Annotated in this window: 13 protein-coding genes; 3 read left to right on the top strand and 10 right to left on the bottom strand. The window is 68.8% G+C overall.

Annotation, left to right across the window (positions count from 1 at the left end):
- Positions 1-187 precede the first annotated feature (187 nt).
- The gene (locus IF19_RS0119505; RefSeq protein ID WP_030115114.1) at positions 188-805 is read left to right on the top strand and encodes a GNAT family N-acetyltransferase; all 618 of its coding nucleotides are present in this window, start codon (positions 188-190) and stop codon (positions 803-805) included.
- A gap of 43 nt (positions 806-848) precedes the next feature.
- On the opposite strand, the gene trxA is transcribed toward IF19_RS0119505, so the two are convergent.
- The 7 genes from trxA to IF19_RS0119470 form a co-directional block, all read right to left on the bottom strand.
- On the bottom strand, positions 849-1,184 hold the full coding sequence (gene trxA / locus IF19_RS0119500) for a thioredoxin (RefSeq protein ID WP_030115113.1): 336 nt from the start codon (positions 1,182-1,184) through the stop codon (positions 849-851).
- Positions 1,185-1,230: 46 nt separating this feature from the next.
- Positions 1,231-2,202 carry a thioredoxin-disulfide reductase gene (gene trxB / locus IF19_RS0119495; protein ID WP_030115112.1) on the bottom strand — a complete coding sequence of 324 codons (972 nt, stop codon included), beginning with the start codon at positions 2,200-2,202 and terminating at the stop codon, positions 1,231-1,233.
- A 125-nt stretch (positions 2,203-2,327) separates the two neighbouring features.
- Positions 2,328-3,329 carry an anti-sigma factor family protein gene (locus tag IF19_RS0119490; protein ID WP_030115111.1) on the bottom strand — a complete coding sequence of 334 codons (1,002 nt, stop codon included), beginning with the start codon at positions 3,327-3,329 and terminating at the stop codon, positions 2,328-2,330.
- Positions 3,326-4,042, bottom strand: coding sequence for an RNA polymerase sigma factor SigM (gene sigM / locus IF19_RS0119485; RefSeq protein WP_030115110.1), 717 nt, complete (start codon positions 4,040-4,042; stop codon positions 3,326-3,328). The genes IF19_RS0119490 and sigM overlap by 4 nt, the downstream gene beginning before the upstream one ends.
- A gap of 210 nt (positions 4,043-4,252) precedes the next feature.
- Positions 4,253-5,983 carry a protein kinase family protein gene (locus IF19_RS0119480; protein ID WP_030276511.1) on the bottom strand — a complete coding sequence of 577 codons (1,731 nt, stop codon included), beginning with the start codon at positions 5,981-5,983 and terminating at the stop codon, positions 4,253-4,255.
- Between the two features lie 130 nt (positions 5,984-6,113).
- The gene (gene murJ / locus IF19_RS0119475) at positions 6,114-8,276 is read right to left on the bottom strand and encodes a murein biosynthesis integral membrane protein MurJ (protein ID WP_030115108.1); all 2,163 of its coding nucleotides are present in this window, start codon (positions 8,274-8,276) and stop codon (positions 6,114-6,116) included.
- Between the two features lie 50 nt (positions 8,277-8,326).
- Positions 8,327-10,615, bottom strand: a complete 2,289-nt coding sequence (locus IF19_RS0119470) for a DUF6049 family protein (RefSeq protein ID WP_030115107.1) — start codon at positions 10,613-10,615, stop codon at positions 8,327-8,329.
- A 179-nt stretch (positions 10,616-10,794) separates the two neighbouring features.
- On the opposite strand from IF19_RS0119470, the gene IF19_RS0119465 reads away from it, so the two are divergent.
- Complete coding sequence (locus tag IF19_RS0119465; RefSeq protein WP_030115106.1) at positions 10,795-12,237, top strand: CCA tRNA nucleotidyltransferase; 1,443 nt, start codon at positions 10,795-10,797, stop codon at positions 12,235-12,237.
- Between the two features lie 107 nt (positions 12,238-12,344).
- Here the strand turns inward: IF19_RS0119465 and IF19_RS0119460 are convergent, their stop codons facing one another.
- The 3 genes from IF19_RS0119460 to IF19_RS0119450 all read right to left on the bottom strand — a co-directional run bounded on the left by IF19_RS0119460 (position 12,345) and on the right by IF19_RS0119450 (position 15,588).
- Complete coding sequence (locus IF19_RS0119460; RefSeq protein ID WP_030115105.1) at positions 12,345-13,613, bottom strand: MFS transporter; 1,269 nt, start codon at positions 13,611-13,613, stop codon at positions 12,345-12,347.
- A 125-nt stretch (positions 13,614-13,738) separates the two neighbouring features.
- On the bottom strand, positions 13,739-14,821 hold the full coding sequence (locus IF19_RS0119455) for an inositol-3-phosphate synthase (protein ID WP_030115104.1): 1,083 nt from the start codon (positions 14,819-14,821) through the stop codon (positions 13,739-13,741).
- Between the two features lie 59 nt (positions 14,822-14,880).
- Positions 14,881-15,588 carry a PadR family transcriptional regulator gene (locus tag IF19_RS0119450; protein WP_030115103.1) on the bottom strand — a complete coding sequence of 236 codons (708 nt, stop codon included), beginning with the start codon at positions 15,586-15,588 and terminating at the stop codon, positions 14,881-14,883.
- Between the two features lie 400 nt (positions 15,589-15,988).
- On the opposite strand from IF19_RS0119450, the gene IF19_RS0119440 reads away from it, so the two are divergent.
- The gene (locus IF19_RS0119440) at positions 15,989-18,751 is read left to right on the top strand and encodes a transglycosylase domain-containing protein (protein ID WP_078581012.1); all 2,763 of its coding nucleotides are present in this window, start codon (positions 15,989-15,991) and stop codon (positions 18,749-18,751) included.
- Positions 18,752-18,878: the final 127 nt, after the last annotated feature.

Genomic DNA, 18,878 nt, shown 5'->3' with positions numbered 1-18,878 from the left:
CAGCGCATCCACGGTGATCGACCTCGGAGGAGGCGGAGACCTTGCCACGAGTGAGCCGCGGCCGACTTGTCACGGTCGGACTGGGCCTGGCTGCTGTCGGGGGATTCGTCGGCAGTCTGTTCCATGAACGGAGCGCGCTGGCAGCCGCACGAGGTGCGGCGGGCGGAGGAAGTGGGGAATCGCCGACATGGGGCGCCGACTCGTACCGCTCACCCTGGACAACCTTCCGGACCTCCCGGGGCGTTGCCGCTCCTGCGTTTTCTGGGAGCTTGATCCGGTCAGCGGAGAAGCTGCGGTAAGGGCGGGCAAGCCGGGCCCGGAGAAGGAAGCCTGGATCTCGGCGGTGCTGCTGGAGTGGGGCTCGTGCGGCCGGGTGGTCTATGTGGACGATGTCCCGGTCGGCTTCGTGCTCTTCGCCCCACCTGCGTATGTGCCTCGCTCGACGGCGTTTCCGACCAGTCCGGTCTCCCCCGACGCCGTGCAGTTGATCACTGGGCTGATCGTCCCTGAGTACCAGGGGCAAGGGCTGGGCCGGGTCATGGTGCAGACCGTGGCGAAGGATGTGCTGCGCCGGGGCTTCAAGGCCATTGAGGCGTTCGGGGACGCTCGCTCGGAGCCGACCAGGTGCGTGCTTCCGGCGGACCATCTCCTGGCCGTGGGCTTCAAGACCGTGCGCCCCCACCCCGTCCATCCCCGGCTGCGACTGAATCTGCGGACGACGCTGTCCTGGAAGGAAGACGTGGAGATGGCACTCGACCGGTTGCTGGGAGCAGTTCAAAAGGAACCGGTGCTCCGCCCGCTGTGACGATGTTTCACGTGAAACATCGAGCCGGAGCGCTGCCGAACGGTCAGGCGGGTGCGATGAAGCCTTCGAGGTCGCGGAGGATCGCGGCCTTCGGCTTGGCGCCGACGATGGTCTTGGCGACTTCGCCGCCCTGGTACACGTTCAGGGTCGGGATGGACATCACACCGTACTTGGCGGCGGTGGCCGGGTTCTCGTCGATGTTGAGCTTGACGATCTCGATCTGGTCGCCGTGCTCGGCCGCGATCGCCTCCAGCGACGGGGCGATCTGGCGGCACGGGCCGCACCAGGCAGCCCAGAAGTCCACCAGAACGGGCTTGTCGCTCTTGAGGACGACCTCGTCGAAGGTGTCATCCGTAACGTGCTTCAGGTCGCCGGCCACGGCGGCCTCCTTAGTCTCTCGTGGGGGTGGGATGTGGTGCGGACGTTCAGACGGCCGGGGTTTTCTCCGGCTCGGCGGGCTCGGCGTCGGCCAGGGCCGCGAGGAAGCGCTCGGCGTCCAGCGCGGCGGAGCAGCCGGTGCCCGCTGCGGTGATGGCCTGACGGTAGGTGTGGTCGACCACGTCGCCGGCGCCGAAGACACCGGTCAGGTTGGTGCGGGTGGAAGGCGCCTCGACCTTCAGGTAGCCCTCGTCGTCGAGTTCGAGCTGGCCCTTGAAAAGTTCGGTGCGCGGGTCATGGCCGACGGCGATGAAGAGACCGGTCACGGGCAGCTCGGACGTCTCGCCGGTCTTGGTGTTGCGCAGAACCAGCCCGGAGAGCTTCTGGTCGCCCTTGATCTCGGCGACCTCGCTGTCCCAGGCGAACTTGATCTTCGGGTCGGCGAAGGCCCGGTCCTGCATCGCCTTGGAGGCGCGCAGCGTGTCACGGCGGTGCACGATCGTGACGGACTTGGCGAAGCGGGAGAGGAAGGTCGCCTCCTCCATCGCGGTGTCACCGCCGCCGATCACGGCGATGTCGTGGTCCTTGAAGAAGAAGCCGTCGCAGGTGGCGCACCAGGAGACGCCGCGTCCGGAGAGGGCGTCCTCGTTGGGCAGTCCGAGCTTGCGGTGCTGGGAGCCGGTCGTGACGATGACCGACTTGGCGCGGTGGACCGTGCCGGCGGTGTCGGTGACGGTCTTGATCTCGCCGGTGAGGTCGACCGCGACAACATCGTCGGGGATCAACTCGGCGCCGAAGCGCTCGGCCTGGGCGCGCATGTTGTCCATGAGCTCGGGACCCATGATGCCGTCCTGGAAACCGGGGAAGTTCTCCACGTCGGTGGTGTTCATCAGCGCACCGCCCGCGGTGACGGCGCCCTCGAAGACCAGCGGGTTCAGCGAGGCGCGGGCGGTGTACAGCGCCGCGGTGTACCCGGCCGGCCCGGAGCCGATGATGATCACATTACGGACGTCGCTCACGGGTTTCTTCCTCGTTTCTGCAGACTGCCTAACTGCCTACGGGGTCGGTCAACGACTCTCACCCCACCCAACGGATCCTACGGCTGATGCATTCCCGAACGTGCCGCAGCGGGTGCGGACGGTTTTCAGGGCCGGTCGTAGGCGCGCGTGAGCAGCAGTTGCCCGGGGGACTCCGGGGCGGTGTCCACGCAGGTGGCGGCGACGAGGTATGCCTGGACACGCGAGGAGTCACTGGCGTGGGGAAGGACCACGAGGTAGGCGTTCTTCCCTTCGTACACGCCCTCGTCGAGCGCGAGCGCCGGTGCGGTGCGGCCGGTGGCCTGCTGTACACAGGGGGGCACCACGACGGTGGGGGCCTGCAAGGGGCTCCTGGATGCGTCGGCGTCGGGATTGAGGGCTTCGCTTGACGACTTGGTGTCGGCCTCCGGCGGCAATTTCTTCACGCCGGGGTTGTCCTGGCCGGGTTCACGACCCAGGAGGTCCTGCACGTGGACTTCGAGGGTGTCGTCGGCATAGAAGTCACCGCCGCTGTCCGCTGCGCTGACTCCGTTGGATGCGCTCTTGGGGTGGGAGTCGCCGGAGGGATCGACGGCCTGGAGGAAGAAGATGCTCGCTCCGATGACCGCTGCGCCGAACGCGGTGCCGAGGATCACGGCACCGCGTCGTCGACGGGTGGAGGGGCGTCGACCCGGCCCGGTAGACGCGGAGGGCCTACCCGCGGGGCGGTCGGAGGCAGGAGCGCCACTGCTCAGGGAAGAAGGCCCGGTCGCCGCGCTTGCCCCTGTCCTTGTTTCACGTGAAACAACGACAGGCTCTTCCGCGGCGGATACGTGGAAGCCGCTGGTGTCTGCGGATGCGTCGACCGCAGGTTCGGTGGGCGCGTACGTCTCCGCCGCGAGGGCCGCGTCGATACGGGCGGCGATGTCCTCCGGCATGGGCTCAGGAGTGGGCATCGCTCCGAGGAGCCCGCGTACCGCTTCCAGAGAATCGTGTGTCTCCGCGCAGAGCTCGCACGCGGCAAGGTGCCGTCGGACTTCCGAGGCCCGGGAAGCGGAAAGCAGCCCTTCGGTGAGATCGGAGATCTCGGAGACCTCCGGGTGCTGAGTCGTGTCGGCCGTGGATGTCACGGGTGCCCACCTCCTCCCTTCGTCGCGGCAGGGCTGTTCGCTCCGGTGTCTCTGGGACCCGACGCAGATGGGACGGATGCGCCGGGCGTACGGTTCCGGTGGCCTGAGGCGTCCTCTCCGTCCGGGGCCCGGCCACTGGTTTCCGCACGCAGATGGCGGACCAGAGGGGCCAGTCTCGCTCGTCCCCGGGCGCACCGGCTCTTCACGGTGCCGCTCGGAACCTCCAGGATCTCGGCGGCCTCCGCCACCGGGTAACCCTGCATGTCGACGAGGACCAGGGCCGCCCGCTGCTCGGCGGGCAGCGTGTCCAGGGCCTTCTGGAGCTGACGGTGGAGGTCCTGTCGGACAGCGGGGCCCTCGGCGGATTCGTGGGGCTCCAGAAGCTGGTCGAGCCGTTCGGGGTCGTCCACGGGGGACGTCCTGCGGGAGGCGGCCTTGCGCACCCGGTCCAGGCAGGCGTTGACCGTGATCCGGTGGAGCCAGGTGGTGACGGCGGACTGGCCGCGGAAGGTGTGGGCCGCGCGGAAGGCTTTGACGAGGGCGTCCTGGACGGCGTCGGCCGCTTCTTCTCTGTCCCCCAGGGTCCGCAACGCCACGGCCCAGAGCCGGTCGCGGTGACGGCGTACGAGTTCACCGAAGGCGTCGGGATCGCCTGCCACATGTTGGGCGAGCAGTTCCGAGTCGCTCGGCGCCTCTGGTGGAACGGAATCCACCGTGCTCCCCCTCCGAACCGGATCAGATGTGTTCTACGGGCCGCGCCCGTCGAAGCGGCGCGACGGGGAGAAGCCTGCCGTCACGGGCGGCACGACCGCAACCCTTGCCGCCCGGCCCCGTCGGAGCGAGCAGCCTACGGCGGACTCACCGTAGCGGCTCGACAGGTCTGCTGAACGCGGCTCGGTACCGAGGGACCCTCCGTACCGAGTTCAGCCGAGGACGGAGATGTCGGTGATGCCGCCCCGGTATCCGCCGGTGCCGTCCGCCGGGAGCTCAGTGATGTGGATCAGGACGTAACGCGTGCGGATGGGGGCGTCGAGCTTCTCCTTGAGCGTCTGCCCCGCCACCGTCTGCTTCACGATCGGCTGGTCGAAGTCGGCCGCCGAGGACGGGGCCGTAGCGTCGGGGGAAGCGGCGGAGATACTGGTCGTCTGACCCTTTCGGTACAGGGACACGTCTACGCCGGAGACATCCCGGACCTTGCCGAGGTCGACGATGATTCCGCTGCCCTGCTTGCGCTGGGGGAGATTGCCGAAGTTGGCGAAGCCTTCGTACCGCGGGGTGACCCAGTGCGTGCCGGGGTCGCCGTCCACGGTGTTGCCCACCTCCTGCTGCTTGATCCCGGAGCCGTCGGGGGTGAACTCCGTGGCTCCCGCGATGTCCAGTGGTTCAGCGCGCGGGGCAGGCTTGTCGTCCTTGTTCTTGTCGTCCTCGCTCGGCTCGGTGATCCCGGTGTCGTCCGAGCCCTTCGTCCGGTCGAGCAACGCCTCCGCGAGCTGCCAGCTGCCGAGGCCCAGCGCGGCGATGAGGAGAGCGGACACGGTCCATTTGAGTACGCGGCCGGTCCGGCTCTGCAGGGGGGTGGGAGGCGGCGGTATGACCGGCTGGGTCACGGCGGCCGGGTGCGAGGACGGGCGTCCGTACGTGCCCTGCTGGTAGGTCGTGCGCTGGTACGCCGGCGGGGCGGCGAACGCCGGCTCCGGCGGAAGGACGCGGGGCATGGCCGCGACGGCCTTGGCCAGCTCGTCCGGGGTGGTGCAGGGAGGTTCCTGCCGGGACGCGGTGGCGCCGTCGTTGGCGAGTGCCCGCATCGCGAGCTCGGAGAGACCGCGGTGGACGCCGGCCCGTACCTGGTCCGGGGGGATGAGCCCCAGTTCCTTGGGCAGACCGGTGAGCCCGTGAGCGTCCTCCCCGTACGGCCAGCGGTGGGTGAGCGCGGCGTACAGGAGGGCGCCGATGGCCTCGGTGTCCGCGCGGAGAGGGCGCTCGGCGGTGATGCCGCGCAGGGCCGCGTTCACGGCGAGACCGCGGATGCGGTACTGCCCGGTGGAGCTGCGCAGCACCGCGCCGGGGGTGAGGCGGAGATGGGACAGGCCCTCGCGGTGGGCGGCGGCCATCGCCTGGGAGAGCTGGCTGACGAGCTGGTAGGCGTCGTGGGCCTCCATCGGCCCGGCGGCGAGCAGAGCGGTGAGCTCGGTGGCGTCCGGAAGCCATTCGTGGACGACGTAGACGAGGTCGTTCTCCTCCACGGCGTCCAGGACCTGGACGAAGCGGGGGTCGCCGAGCAGGGCCGAGGAGCGGGCCGCGGCGAGGACCGAGCGGGCCCGCGGGTGGTCAGCGGTGAGCAGGTGGACGCCCACCGCCCGGCGGAGCTTCTCGTCGACGGCGCGCCAGCTGCTGAAGCCGTCCAGCCGGGTGACACACTCCTCCAGCCGGTAGCGCCCGGCGAGCTTGTGACCGCTGTGCAGGTCGGGAGAGGCCGGAACGGCCTCGGAACGGTCCCGCCCGCCGTCCGTCTTCCCGGTCTTCTCGGGGCTCGCGCCCTTGGCGTTCTCGGCTTGCGCCGTCCCGTCGGCCGTGGACTCGTCCGCCTTGGCGGTCAACGGCTCGCCGCCGCTGTTGTCGGCCACGTCGACGGCAGCCGTGCTACGTTCCGCCACCGTCGTTCCTGCCTCCCCATCCGTTGCGCGATGCCCAGCCAGCTCTGCACAGTCACGCCAATTGTGCCCACACTCCGGCACTAAGCACGACACGCGGTGTGCGGCGAGGGTTGTGCGGGCGGGCGCTCATTCAGCGTCCGAGCCGTCCACGGACCATACCCACCAGGCCGTTCACCTCTTCGATCCGCATCTTCTTCGCGGCGACGAAGAAGATGCCGAGGAGGAGGAGACCACCGCAGATCAGGGCGGCCAGGGAGCCGAGGGCCCCGGCACCGACCAGCTCCAGGATCCCGAAGCCGGCGGCTCCGCCGACCAGGGCTGCGGGCAGCGCCGCCATGCAGAGCCGGGCGTAGGTCCGCACGATGTGCGCGCCGTCCAGGTCGCCGCCCAGACGGTTGCTCAGTCGGCGCCAGGCCACGCCGACGCCGACCGCGTAGGCCAGACCGTAGGAGAAGGCCATGCCGACCACGGCCCAGCGGGCGGGCAGGACGACGTAGCAGAGAGCGGAGGCGGCGGCGTTGACGGCGGCGACGATGACCGTGTTGTAGAAGGGGGTGCGGGTGTCCTCGTACGCGTAGAACCCGCGCAGCACGACGTACTGCACGGAGTACGGGATCAGGCCGAGCGCGAAGGCCATGAGGATGAAGCCCATGGAGCGGGCGGCCTCGGTGCCGCTGGAGGCGTAGAGCAGGGTGCACATCGGCAGGCCGAGCGCGAGGAAGGTGAAGGACACCGGCACGATGGCGACGGCCGAGTTGCGCAGTCCCTGGGAGATGTCGTCGCGGACCGCGCCGGGGTCGTTGTCGTGGGCGGCCCGGGAGATCCGGGGCAGCAGCGCGGCCATGACGGAGACGGTGATGATGGCCTGCGGCATGCCCCAGATCAGCTGGGCGTTGGAGTAGGCCAGGAATCCGGTTCCGTCATGGCCGGAGGCCGCGCCGGCCGCCGTGGACAGCTGGGTGACGACGAGGACGCCCGCCTGGTTGGCCAGGACGAAGAGCACGGTCCACTTGGCCAGCTTGACGGTCTTGCCGAGCCCGTGGCCCTTCCAGTCGAACCGGGGGCGGAAGCGGAAGCCCGTCTCGCGCAGGTACGGGAGCATCGCCAGCGCCTGGACGACGAGGCCGAGCAGCGTGCCGATGCCGAGCAGCCGGACACCTTCCGGCGGGATGGTGTCGACGCCCATGCGGGACTCGGCGGAGGTGCCGTAGACCCAGATGAACAGCCCGAACGTGATGATCATGACGATGTTGTTGAGGACCGGGGTCCACATCATCGCGCCGAACTTGCCGCGGGCGTTGAGGATCTGGCCCATCACCACGTGCACGCCCATGAAGAAGATGGTGGGCAGGCAGTACCGGGCGAAGGTGACGGCGACGCTGTTCGCCGCGACATCGTTCGCGATGGTGGGCGACAACATGTGGATCAACGTCGGCGCGAGGAAGACGGCGATGCCGACGATCGCGGCGAGCGCGACCATCACCAGGGTCAGGAGCCGGTTGGCGAATGCCTCGCCGCCGTCCTCGTCGTCCTTCATGGCGCGGACGAGCTGAGGGACGAAGACCGAGTTCAGACCGCCGCCGACGGTCAGGATGTAGATCATCGTCGGCAGGGTGTACGCGATGGTGAAGCTGTCACCGAGCAGTGCCGCGCCGAGCGCCGCCGTGATCACCAGGGACCGCACGAACCCGGTGAGGCGCGAGACGAGGGTGCCGGCGGCCATGACCGCGCTGGACTTGAGGAGCCCGGACACCTTGCCGCCTCCGCCCTTGGCGGGCGGAGGCGCGGGAGCCGGTTCGTGCTGGGAGGGCACCGGAGGCTTCCCCGCCCCTTCCTGGTCCCGGAAGAGATGGGCGAAGGCGTCGGGCTCCTGGCGGTCGTCCGCTGCCTGCGTGACGAGGTCGTCGACGCCGACGAACTGCGTGGTCGCCGGATGCTCGCCGTACGGCAGGTGCCGTGAGGGGCCCGCCGGCTCGGGGGGCGGAGTCTGGGCCCAGACGCGGGGGTCGGGGGCGTACGGAGCGGCGGGAGGCTGCTGGTAGAGCGCTCCCGGATCCTGGTACGTGCCGGGGGGCGGCGGCGGGTGCGCGGCGCGGTCGTAGAGAGCCTCGCCCACCGGGTCCTGGGCGGTCAGCCCCTGCGCCCGGTAGGGGTCCTCCTCGTAGGCGTGCTGGAGGTACGGGTCCGGCGGCACCGAGCCGTCCTGGCCCGGCTGCGGAGGAACCGGAGGCCCGCCCGGAGACGCTGCTCCGCCCGCGCCCTGCCCGCGGTCACCGTCGTACGGCGCGTTCATCGAAACCCCTACCTCATCGTCCCCGGCCGACCGGCCACGACAGACATCGCTCAACGGTCCACTTTCTCACCCGTTTCCGAAGGGTCCCCGCTTTCCGGACCGGTGTCCGGAGTCGGGTCACTCGGCTGCTCGGGTCCGTCACCGTCACCGTTCGCCGTGTCGCCTGCCGCGGCGCGCTTGCGATGGGTGTACATCCTGATGCCTGCCAGCACCAGGAGCAGCAAGCCGCCGGCGATGACGAGCAGGACGGTCGGCGTCACCTCGGAGACCTTCACGGTGAAGGTCATCTCCTCGCCGTACGGGGTGCCGTCCTCCGTGAACAGCCGGGCGGTCACCTGGGCGCGTCCGTTGGCGCTGGTCGTCGTGTCGAACTTCACCGACTGGCTGTGGCCGCCGGCGATGCTGATGGGCAGCTCGGTCCGGGACCCGTCGTCGTTGAACTTGAGCCGGATGTTGTCCGACGTCAGCCGGAGGACCAGGCGGTCCACGCCCTGCACCAGCTGGTTCTGCACGGTGACCGGAATGGTCGCGCTGCGCCCGGAGAGGGTCACGTCGGACTTCTTGATGAGCTGTACCTCGGAGGTGAGGCTCTTCAAGTATCTGTGGACCGTCGTGCGGTACTGGCGCGCCTCCACGGGCTGATCGCGCCAGGACGTCGACATCGAGCGGTTCACGGCGTTGCCGAAGGGCGTCACCACGCGGTCGGGCTGCGTCAGGATCGTCTCGAAGGTGTCGAGCGAACCCTGGATCGTGCGGATGTCCTGGAACGCCTGGGTGGGCAGTTCCCGGGCGCGGAGCTTCTTCGGGTAGGCGGATCGACGGGGCAGCTTGGTGGTGGCCCGCGGGTCGGGCTTGGCCTCGGAGGCCGCCACGAGGTCGAGGGGCTGGGTCCAGCGGTTGCCCGACAGGGCGTCCAGCGCGCGGGCCATCGTCTGGGCCTGCGCGGCGGTGGGCATTCGGGGTGGTGCCACGACGATGCTGCGCTCGTCGTCCGGTGCCTGCTCGGTCAGCGCGAGGGTCTGGGCGAGGAACTTCTGCACGGCCAGGGTGGAGGCGCCCGCCCTCGACATGTCGCCGTTGAAGAGGGTCGACAGCCGGGCGTCCGCGACGACCGCGGTGGTACCCCCGCCGATCGGCCGCGCCGCGGTCGGCGTGTACGGAAGGTCCGAGGTCTCGCGGAAGCTGTCGCTGCGGGCGATCACGTTGTGCGCGCCGGCCGAGGTCGCCACATCGACGATGGACGAATCGACGGCGCCGTTCACGGGCCAGGCGAAATCGGTGGACGGCTTCACGTGGAGGATGGTCTCCACGGTGGTCGCGGCCACGGTGGAGGCGTTCTGCAGATGGCTGAGAGTCCCGGAGACGTTCTTGCCGCGGTGGGCGATGGACGCCAGATCGGGATCGGCGAACGGCAGGGCGATCACCTTGCCGTCCTCCACCACCTTCTCCAGAGCGCTGAGCCACTGCTTGGCGACGGCCTGGTTCTTGCCCGGGACGGTCTCGTCCCCCGACGCGATCTCGTACTTCCCCGCCATCGCCGCGACGCTCGCCAGGAGGTCCGGGTCGATGACCCAGGTCACCGGGAGGCGACTGCCCAGGGACACCATCTGCTCCAGCCGGCCACCCGGCGCCAGCTCCTTCGCCAGGTCGTCGTTGGCGAAGACCGGAGTCTGCTGGACGTCCGAACGGGTCTCCGCCGTGACATGGGGCGAGGAGATCAGCGGCCAGAGGAAGGTCAGCTTCGTCCTGCTGTCGCTCGCTTCGGGCTGCCAGGGCAGGAACGTGCGCTTGATGCCGAGTACCTGCTCGCCGGCGCGCTCCGTGCGGCCGGAGACCGAGACGCCGAGCTGGTAGACGCCCGGGTCGTCGAGGCCCAGCTTGTCGACCGGGACGGTGAGCGTGAAGTCCTGACTGATCCCCCGGGCAAGCCGGGGAATCTCCAGCGTGTACGTGTCCCCCACGGTGGCCGGGTCGACGCCGGGAACATACGTGGAGCGCTTGGCGGCGTCGTCGACCTCGCCCCGGCCGGTGAGACGGGGGCCTACCCGCAGATCGACCTCGGCGTCGCTGATCGCCTCCTTGCCCTTGTTGGTGAGCGTTCCGGAGACGGTCAGGGTGTCGTCCTTCGAGGGGACACTCGGGGAGAGGGTGTTCAGCGACACATCGACCGTACGGGAGCCGGTGGAGGCCTTGGCCGGCTCGGCGGCCGGCGCGGCGACGGCCGGAACGGTCAGCAGGCCGGCCAGGAGCGGCGCTCCCAGTACCGCTGAGGCCGTGCGCCGGAGCCACCGGCGGGCAGGAGAGGGACGAGTCCCCTGAAAGTCTGCCGCCTCCGCCACGCGCCTACCCGTCTCTCGTCGTCGTCAGATGCTGTCGATCGTTCGGCCTTGCGTCCACGCATGGTAACGAGGTGCGGCGGGCCGGAGTGCTGCGGTCCGCCGTCCATGATCGCGGGCGCGACGCAGGGCCCAGCGGACGGTGACGCCGCCGTCGGCCCGTGCACGTACCCTTTTCTGTTGTGCCGAACGCCAACGAAGAGAACGCCAGTGCACTGAACCATGTGCAGCACCATGCGGTGAGTGAGCTGCTGAGGGTGTCCCCGGTAGCCGACGACCTCGCCCGCCGATTCCAGCAGGCCGGATTCGGTCTCGCGCTGGTCGGTGGGTCGGTTCGCGACGCATTGCTGGGCCGGCTCGGAAACGACCTGGACTTCACCACCGACGCCCGCCCGGAGGACGTACTCAAGATCGTCCGTCCGTGGGCCGACTCGGTGTGGGAGGTCGGAATCGCCTTCGGCACCGTCGGCTCCCAGAAGGACGGCTACCAGATCGAGATCACGACCTATCGGTCGGAGGCGTACGACCGGACCTCGCGCAAGCCGGAGGTCTCCTACGGCGACTCCATCGAGGACGACCTCGTGCGCCGCGACTTCACGGTCAACGCGATGGCCGTGGCGCTGCCGGGGACGGAGTTCGTCGATCCGTACGGAGGGCGGGACGACCTCGCCGCCCGTGTCCTGCGTACCCCCGGCACGCCTGAGGCGTCCTTCTCCGACGATCCGCTGCGGATGCTGCGCGCTGCCCGGTTCGCCGCCCAACTCGACTTCGAGGTCGCCCCCGACGTCCTCTCCGCGATGACGGAGATGGCCGCGCGGATCGAGATCGTCTCCGCCGAGCGGGTCCGCGACGAACTGAACAAACTGCTGCTCTCCCGGCATCCGCGCAAGGGCCTGGGGATCCTGGTCGACACCGGACTGGCGGCCCACGTGCTGCCGGAGCTTCCCGCGCTGCGGCTGGAGAGTGACGAGCATCACCGGCACAAGGACGTCTACGAGCACTCGCTGACCGTCCTGGAGCAGGCCATCGATCTGGAGCAGGACGGGCCCGACCTCGTCCTGCGCCTGGCCGCGCTCCTCCATGACATCGGCAAGCCCCGGACCCGCCGCTTCGAGAAGGACGGCCGTGTCTCCTTCCACCACCACGAAGTGGTGGGCGCGAAGATGACCAAGAAGCGCATGCTCGCGCTCAAGTACTCCAACGAGCTGGTCAAGGACGTGTCGAGACTGGTGGAGCTGCACTTGCGGTTCCACGGATACGGGGACGGGGAGTGGACCGACTCCGCGGTACGCCGGTATGTGCGTGACGCCGGGCCACTGCTCGAACGTCTCCACAAGCTGACCCGGTCGGACTGCACGACCCGGAACAAGCGCAAGGCCAACGCGCTCTCCCGCACGTATGACGGTCTGGAGGAGCGCATCGCCCTGCTCCAGGAGCAGGAGGAGCTCGACTCGATCCGCCCCGACCTGGACGGCAACGAGATCATGCAGATCCTGGAGGTCGGTCCCGGCCCGGTGATCGGCAAGGCGTACGGGTTCCTGCTGGAGCTGAGGCTGGAGAACGGGCCCATGGAGCGGGACGACGCGGTCGCCGCGCTCAAGGAGTGGTGGGCGCAGCAGGGCTGAGCGTGGCGGGACGAGGTTTCACGTGAAACATCGTGGCTGGACGTGGCGTCGAAAAGGGGGAGGGGCGCTGTTTCACGTGAAACAGCGCCCCTCCCCTCCTCTGTCGGCTAGCGGTGGATGTCCGCTCGACGGCGTCGGAACATCGTCACCGCGACCGCCGCGTACAGCACCGAGACAACCACGATGACCAGGGCCGATCTGCCGTCCGGGGGGAGCATCAGGGCTGCCGCACCGGCGGCGCCCACGAAAGCGACGTTGAAGAGCACGTCGTAGAGCGAGAAGACCCGACCGCGGAAGGAATCGTCGACCGAGGTCTGCACCACGGTGTCGGTCGCGATCTTCGATCCCTGTGTCACGACGCCGAGCACGAACGCGGCGATCACCATGGGAACCGGGGCGAACGACAGGCCCAGGGCCGGGACGAGGACCGCCGCCGACCCCGCGCACCCCACGATCCATCCGTACCGGCCCAGCCTCTCCACCGCCCACGGGGTGACGACGGCGGCGACGAAGAAGCCCGCCCCTGAGGCTCCGACCGCCAGGCCGAGCAGGGCCAGCCCTTCGGACTCGGTGTCCGACCAGGCGTAGCGGCACAGCATGAGCACCGTCACGGTGAGCGCGCCGTAGCAGAAACGGATCACGGTCATCGCGGCCAGGGCGCGGGCCGCGCTGCTCCGTTGTGCGAGATGCCGTAGCCCGGAGGCCAGCCCGCGTGCGGTGACGGCCAGTGCGGTCCGCACGCGCAGGGGGTTCGCGTCGGTGTCCGGTCCCAGCAGAGTGCGGGGCAGGCGCAGGGATGCCAGGGCGGACAGGAGGTAGAGCGTCGAACCCAGCAGGACGACCGCCGCGTCGGATTCGTCGGCCACCAGCCGTACGACGAAGGCGAGACCCCCTCCAGCGGTCGCCGCCAGGGTGCCTGCGGTCGGGGAGAGGGAATTGGCGACGACGAGTCGGTCCTCGTCCACGACCCGGGGCAGAGCGGCGGAGAGGCCGGCCAGGACGAACCGGTTGACGGCGGTGACGCAGAGGGCCGAGACGTAGAAGAGCCAGTCGGGCACCGCGGCGAGCATCAGCAGCGCCGTGGAGCAGGCCAGGGCGGCCCGCAGGAGGTTCCCGTAGAGGAAGACCTGGCGTCGGGGCCAGCGGTCCAGCAGTACCCCGGCGAAGGGCCCGATCAGTGAGTAGGGCAGCAGGAGTACAGCCATGGCGGACGCGACGGCGGACGCCGTCGCCTGCTTCTCCGGGGAGAAGACCACGTAGGCGGCGAGCGCGACCTGGTAGACGCCGTCGGCGGACTGGGACAGGAGCCGCACGGTGAGCAGGCGGCGGAAGTTCCGCAGGCGCAGCAGGGTGCGCAGGTCACGCGCGACAGACATGGGATCAAGCGTCACACACGTCGGGGGCCCGCGGGCGGATTGCCCGGGACCCCCGAGGTGCGGCAGGAAGAGGTGAACGTGTTCCGCTCAGCGCTCCGGTGAGGCTGTCGGCCGAGTCGGCCGGATCAGCGCTCCGTCTCGCCCTTGATGAACTTCTCGACGTTCTCGCGGGCCTCGTCGTCGAAGTACTGCACCGGCGGCGACTTCATGAAGTAGCTGCTGGCCGAGAGAATGGGGCCGCCGACGCCGCGGTCCTTGGCGATCTTCGCCGCACGGACGGCGTCGATGATGACACCGGCCGAGTTCGGGGAGTCCCACACCTCGAGCTTGTACTCCAGGTTCAGCGGAACGTCGCCGAAGGCACGGCCCTCAAGGCGCACGTACGCCCACTTGCGGTCGTCCAGCCAGGCCACGTAGTCCGAGGGGCCGATGTGGACGTTGTCCTCGCCGAGCTCGCGGTCACGGATCTGCGAGGTGACGGCCTGCGTCTTCGAGATCTTCTTGGACTCCAGGCGCTCGCGCTCGAGCATGTTCTTGAAGTCCATGTTGCCGCCGACGTTCAGCTGCATCGTGCGGTCCAGGATGACACCGCGGTCCTCGAAGAGCTTCGCCATCACGCGGTGCGTGATGGTGGCGCCCACCTGGGACTTGATGTCGTCGCCGACGATCGGGACACCGGCCTCGGTGAACTTGTCCGCCCACTCCTTGGTGCCGGCGATGAAGACCGGGAGAGCGTTGACGAACGCGACCTTGGCGTCGATGGCGCACTGCGCGTAGAACTTCGCGGCGACCTCGGAACCGACGGGCAGGTAGCAGACGAGAACGTCGACCTGCTTGTCCTTCAGGACCTGGACGACGTCGACCGGGGCGTCCGCGGACTCCTCGATCGTCGCGCGGTAGTACTTGCCGAGCCCGTCGTGGGTGTGACCGCGCTGGACGGTCACGCCGGTGCTCGGCACGTCCGCGATCTTGATGGTGTTGTTCTCGCTGGCACCGATGGCGTCCGCCAGGTCGAGGCCGACCTTCTTCGCGTCGACGTCGAAGGCGGCGACGAACTCGACGTCGCTGACGTGGTAATCGCCGAACTGAACGTGCATCAGGCCGGGCACCTTGCCGGCCGGATCGGCGTCCTTGTAGTACTCGACGCCCTGCACCAGCGAGGCGGCGCAGTTGCCCACGCCTACGATGGCTACGCGAACCGAACCCATTCCGGTTGCTCCCTGTGTAATCGGTGTTTCCGATGAAGTCGCCGCGGAGTGCGACGACTTCACTTGGCGGTGTCGTCGGACGGATCCGGCGGGACGTCGTCCCGGTGCCGGGGCAGGCCGCCCGTCTCTCCAGGTGTGTCCTGCTGAGCAGAGCCCTCGGACGAGGATCGTCGCCGATCCCGTCCCGACCGCTCGCTCTCGATGAGCTCGTTCAGCCAGCGCACTTCGCGCTCCACGGACTCCATGCCGTGCCGCTGCAGCTCAAGTGTGTAGTCGTCGAGTCGTTCACGGGTGCGGGCGAGAGAGGCGCGCATCTTCTCCAGGCGCTCCTCCAGCCGACTGCGCCGGCCTTCGAGAACACGCATCCGCACGTCGCGTTCGGTCTGGCCGAAGAAGGCGAAGCGGGCTGCGAAGTGCTCGTCCTCCCAGGCGTCCGGACCTGTGTGCGACAACAGCTCCTCGAAGTGCTCCTTACCTTCTGCCGTCAACCGGTAGACGATCTTCGCCCGGCGTCCCGTCAGTGAGGAGGAGGCAGAGGCCGAACGCCCTGCGGCCGATGCCGAGTCGGCTGGATCGCCGACCGGTTCCTCGATCAACCAGCCGCTGGCCACCAGCGTCTTGAGGCAGGGGTAGAGGGTCCCGTAACTGAACGCACGGAAGATCCCCAGTGAGGTGTTGAGACGTTTGCGCAGCTCATAGCCGTGCATCGGCGACTCGCGGAGCAGGCCGAGAACGGCGAATTCGAGGATGCCGGAGCGTCTGCTCACCCGTGCCTCCCCCTCCTCCCGCTGCCTTCGTCGGCATGGTCAACCGGCGCCACCGATGTACCTATGCCGTGCTGATGTATCGACTCGATACATCAGCACGATAGATCTGTCCGTCGTCTTCGACAAGGGTGACCTTCGTGAGCGGTGTCACATCGACAATTCCCAGGGTTCGACTTGCGTTGTTTGGGGTGAAGTTCGGCCCTAGGCGGGTTTTGACCGTGCGTAGTCTGTGCGGCATGCAGACCACCGGGAACCGCGAGGCGCTGACGCGCGTCAGTCATCGCGGACTGCCGGATGCACTGCGGATGAGCCTCCCGCAGCGGCTTGTCCGTTATTCGGGGGGACCGGATCTCAACTGCCGCTTCCAGGCGCTCTCGCCTGCCCGAGGAGTAGTCGTTCCATGAGCGAGCACCGTCGCAAATCGCCTCAGCCACAGGGTGGCGGGCGTGCCGCGGCCAGACGAGCCGCCCAGCAGTCGACCGGACGCCGATCAGGCCCGTCACGCAGGGTGTCTTCGGAATCACCTTCCGAATCGTCATTCGGACCGTCCGGCGAGGAGCGCCAGTACGGGAGCCGCGCCGAGGCACGGCGGGCCGCCCAGAGGGGCGGACGGCGCCGCGGCGCCGACGCCGGAGGGCACGGCACGGGCGGCGGAGGCCGTCGGCGTGGCGGCGGTGGCCCCGGTGGTTCCGGAGGCCGGGGGCACGACGAGGGCCGCCCCGGCAAGAAGCGTTTCATCGACTACCCGCGCCACGGCAGGTACGGGTTCCGTCGCTGGCTGCCCTCGTGGAAGCTGGTGTCGGGACTCTGCCTGGGCTTCCTCGCGCTGCTGATGGGCATCGGGGGCATCGCGTACGCCTTGGTGGTGCCGCCTGAAGTCAGCAAGACCGCCAAGGCGCAGAACAACGTCTACTACTGGGCAGACAACACGCAGATGGTGGCGACGGGCGGCGCGGTCAACCGCCAGGAGCTCAAGTACGAGCAGATCCCGGAAGCCATGCGCAACGCCGTGATCTCGGCGGAGAACAAGAGCTTCAATACCGACCGGGGCATCGACCCCATGGGCATCGGCCGAGCTCTGTTCAACATGGCGACCGGCGGCGAGACCCAGGGTGGTTCGACCATCACCCAGCAGTACGTCAAGAACTCGATGCTTACCCAGGACCAGACCCTCACCCGCAAGTTCAAGGAGCTCTTCATCACGCTGAAGGTGGGCGGTGAGATGAAGAAGGAAGAGGTGATGGCGGGCTACCTCAACGTCTCCTACTACGGACGCGGGGCTTCCGGGCTGCAGGCGGCGGCGCGCACGTACTACAACAAGGACGCCGGTGAGCTGAACGCGAGCGAGTGCGCGTTCCTGGCCACCTTGCTGAAGGGCGCGAGCTACTACGACCCTGCCGGTGCCCTCGACATCGACAAGGAGAACGCGACGCCGGCGAAGAACAGGAAGCGGGCGGAGGAGCGCTGGAAGTGGATCCTTGACGAGCAGGTCAAGGACAAGCGGATGACGGCTCAGGAGCGCGCCAAGTACACGAAGTTCCCGGAGCCGCTGAAGCCGAAGAAGGACGCCAAGCTGGGCGGTCAGACCGGCTACCTGGTCGAGCTCGCCAAGAAGTACTTCCTCGCCAACAACGACAAGAAAATCACCGCCAAGGACCTCGAACTGGGCGGCTTCGAAATCCACACCACCTTCCAGAAGAAGCAGGTGGACCAGCTCGAAGCGGCGGTGAAGAAGGTCTACAAGGCCAAGATCCGCCCCGAGGAGCGTCCCAAGACGGACACGCACGTCGAGTTCGGCGGGGCGTCCGTGGATGCGAAGACCGGGGCCATCATCGCCACGTACGGCGGCCAGGACGCCACGACGCACTTCACGAACAACGCCGACGCCACCGGCGCCCAGGTCGGTTCGACGTGGAAGCCGTTCGTGCTGGCGGCGGCGATGCAGTACGGCGTGCGCGATCCTTCCGGCCCCCCGGAGCAGAACGAGTCCCAGCGCACCAAGATCTCGCCCAAGAGCATCTACAACGGGGACGACGGTGTGCGGATCAAGGACTACACCGGCAAGATCTGGCTGGACAAGGACAACAACGAGTGGCGCCAGACCAACGACGGCAACCACGACCACGGTGAGATCGACCTGCGCGAGGCCATGGAGCAGTCCGCGAACTCCCCGTTCGTGCAGCTCGGCATGGACGTCGGTACCGACAAGGTCAAGGACGTCGCCGTCGCCGCCGGTCTGAAGAACGACACCTTCATGGCGGACTCGTCCGTCCCCTCGTTCTCCATCGGCACCTCGTCGCCCAGTGCCATCCGTATGGCGGGCGCCTATTCCACGTTCGCCACCAGCGGCCGGCAGAACGACACGTACTCGGTGACCGAGGTCAAGCGCGAAGGCGAGGTCGTCTTCCAGCACAAGAAGCGGCCCAAGCGCGCCTTCAGCGCGGCCATCGCCGACAACGTCACCGACGTTCTGAAGAACGTCGTGGAGAACGGGACGGGCAAGCCCGCCCGCCTGGAAGGCCGTGAGGCCGCCGGCAAGACCGGTACGACCGACGGCAACCGCTCCGCCTGGTTCGTCGGGTACACGCCGCAGATCTCGACCGCCATCAGCATGTTCCGGCTCGACGACGACGAGTCGAACACGAAGCGCAAGTTCGAGGAGATGTTCGGCACGGGTGGCGAGAAGAAGATCCACGGAAACTCGTTCCCGGCCTCCATCTGGCACGACTACATGACCCAGGCGATGAAGGGCAAGAAGGCCGTCTCCTTCCCGGAGCCGCAGGACCTGGGCGACGTCGTGTGGGGCGGTGGGGCGGTCAGCCCCAGCCCGACGCCCAGCCCCACGCCGTCGGCAACGCCCTCCGAGGAGACCTCGCCGACCCCGACGCCGACGCAGACCACCCCGAGCCCCCCGCCCTCTCCGACGCCGACCAAGAGCTGCAGCATCTTCGACCCGACCTGCCATGAGGCGAACGGTGGCCAGAACGCCGGGGTCGACGGCGGTGGCCAGAACGCCGGGGCCGACGGCGGCGGCCAGAACGCCGGGGCCGACGGCGGCGGCCAGAACGCCGGGGCCGACGGCGGCGGCGGAGACACCGCGGGTACTCAGGGAGCGACCGGCAACCCCGGCGGGGGCGGCACGATCTGGGGCAACAACGGCTAGCAGGATCATCGGACCGGAATCCATCGGCCGATCCAGCACGGCGGCGAGGGCCGCCGCACCCACCCGGGTGCGGCGGCCCTCGCCGCGTTCCGGAAGCACGTACGGCATCGGCCCTCCCCCACGGCCT

Origin of the sequence: Streptomyces californicus (genome assembly GCF_000717645.1) — a bacterium.
Lineage (GTDB): Bacteria > Actinomycetota > Actinomycetes > Streptomycetales > Streptomycetaceae > Streptomyces > Streptomyces californicus.
Note: the sequence above shows the minus strand (reverse complement) of the source record. Positions and strands in the feature narration are given on the sequence as shown.

What these genes read in the sequence shown, in the direction of transcription:
- IF19_RS0119440 (WP_078581012.1), top strand. Translation starts at nt 15,989, where the DNA reads ATGAGCGAGCACCGTCGCAAATCGCCTCAGCCACAGGGTGGCGGGCGT.
- murJ (WP_030115108.1), bottom strand. Translation starts at nt 8,276, where the DNA reads ATGAACGCGCCGTACGACGGTGACCGCGGGCAGGGCGCGGGCGGAGCA.
- IF19_RS0119455 (WP_030115104.1), bottom strand. Translation starts at nt 14,821, where the DNA reads ATGGGTTCGGTTCGCGTAGCCATCGTAGGCGTGGGCAACTGCGCCGCC.
- IF19_RS0119460 (WP_030115105.1), bottom strand. Translation starts at nt 13,613, where the DNA reads ATGTCTGTCGCGCGTGACCTGCGCACCCTGCTGCGCCTGCGGAACTTC.
- IF19_RS0119505 (WP_030115114.1), top strand. Translation starts at nt 188, where the DNA reads ATGGGGCGCCGACTCGTACCGCTCACCCTGGACAACCTTCCGGACCTC.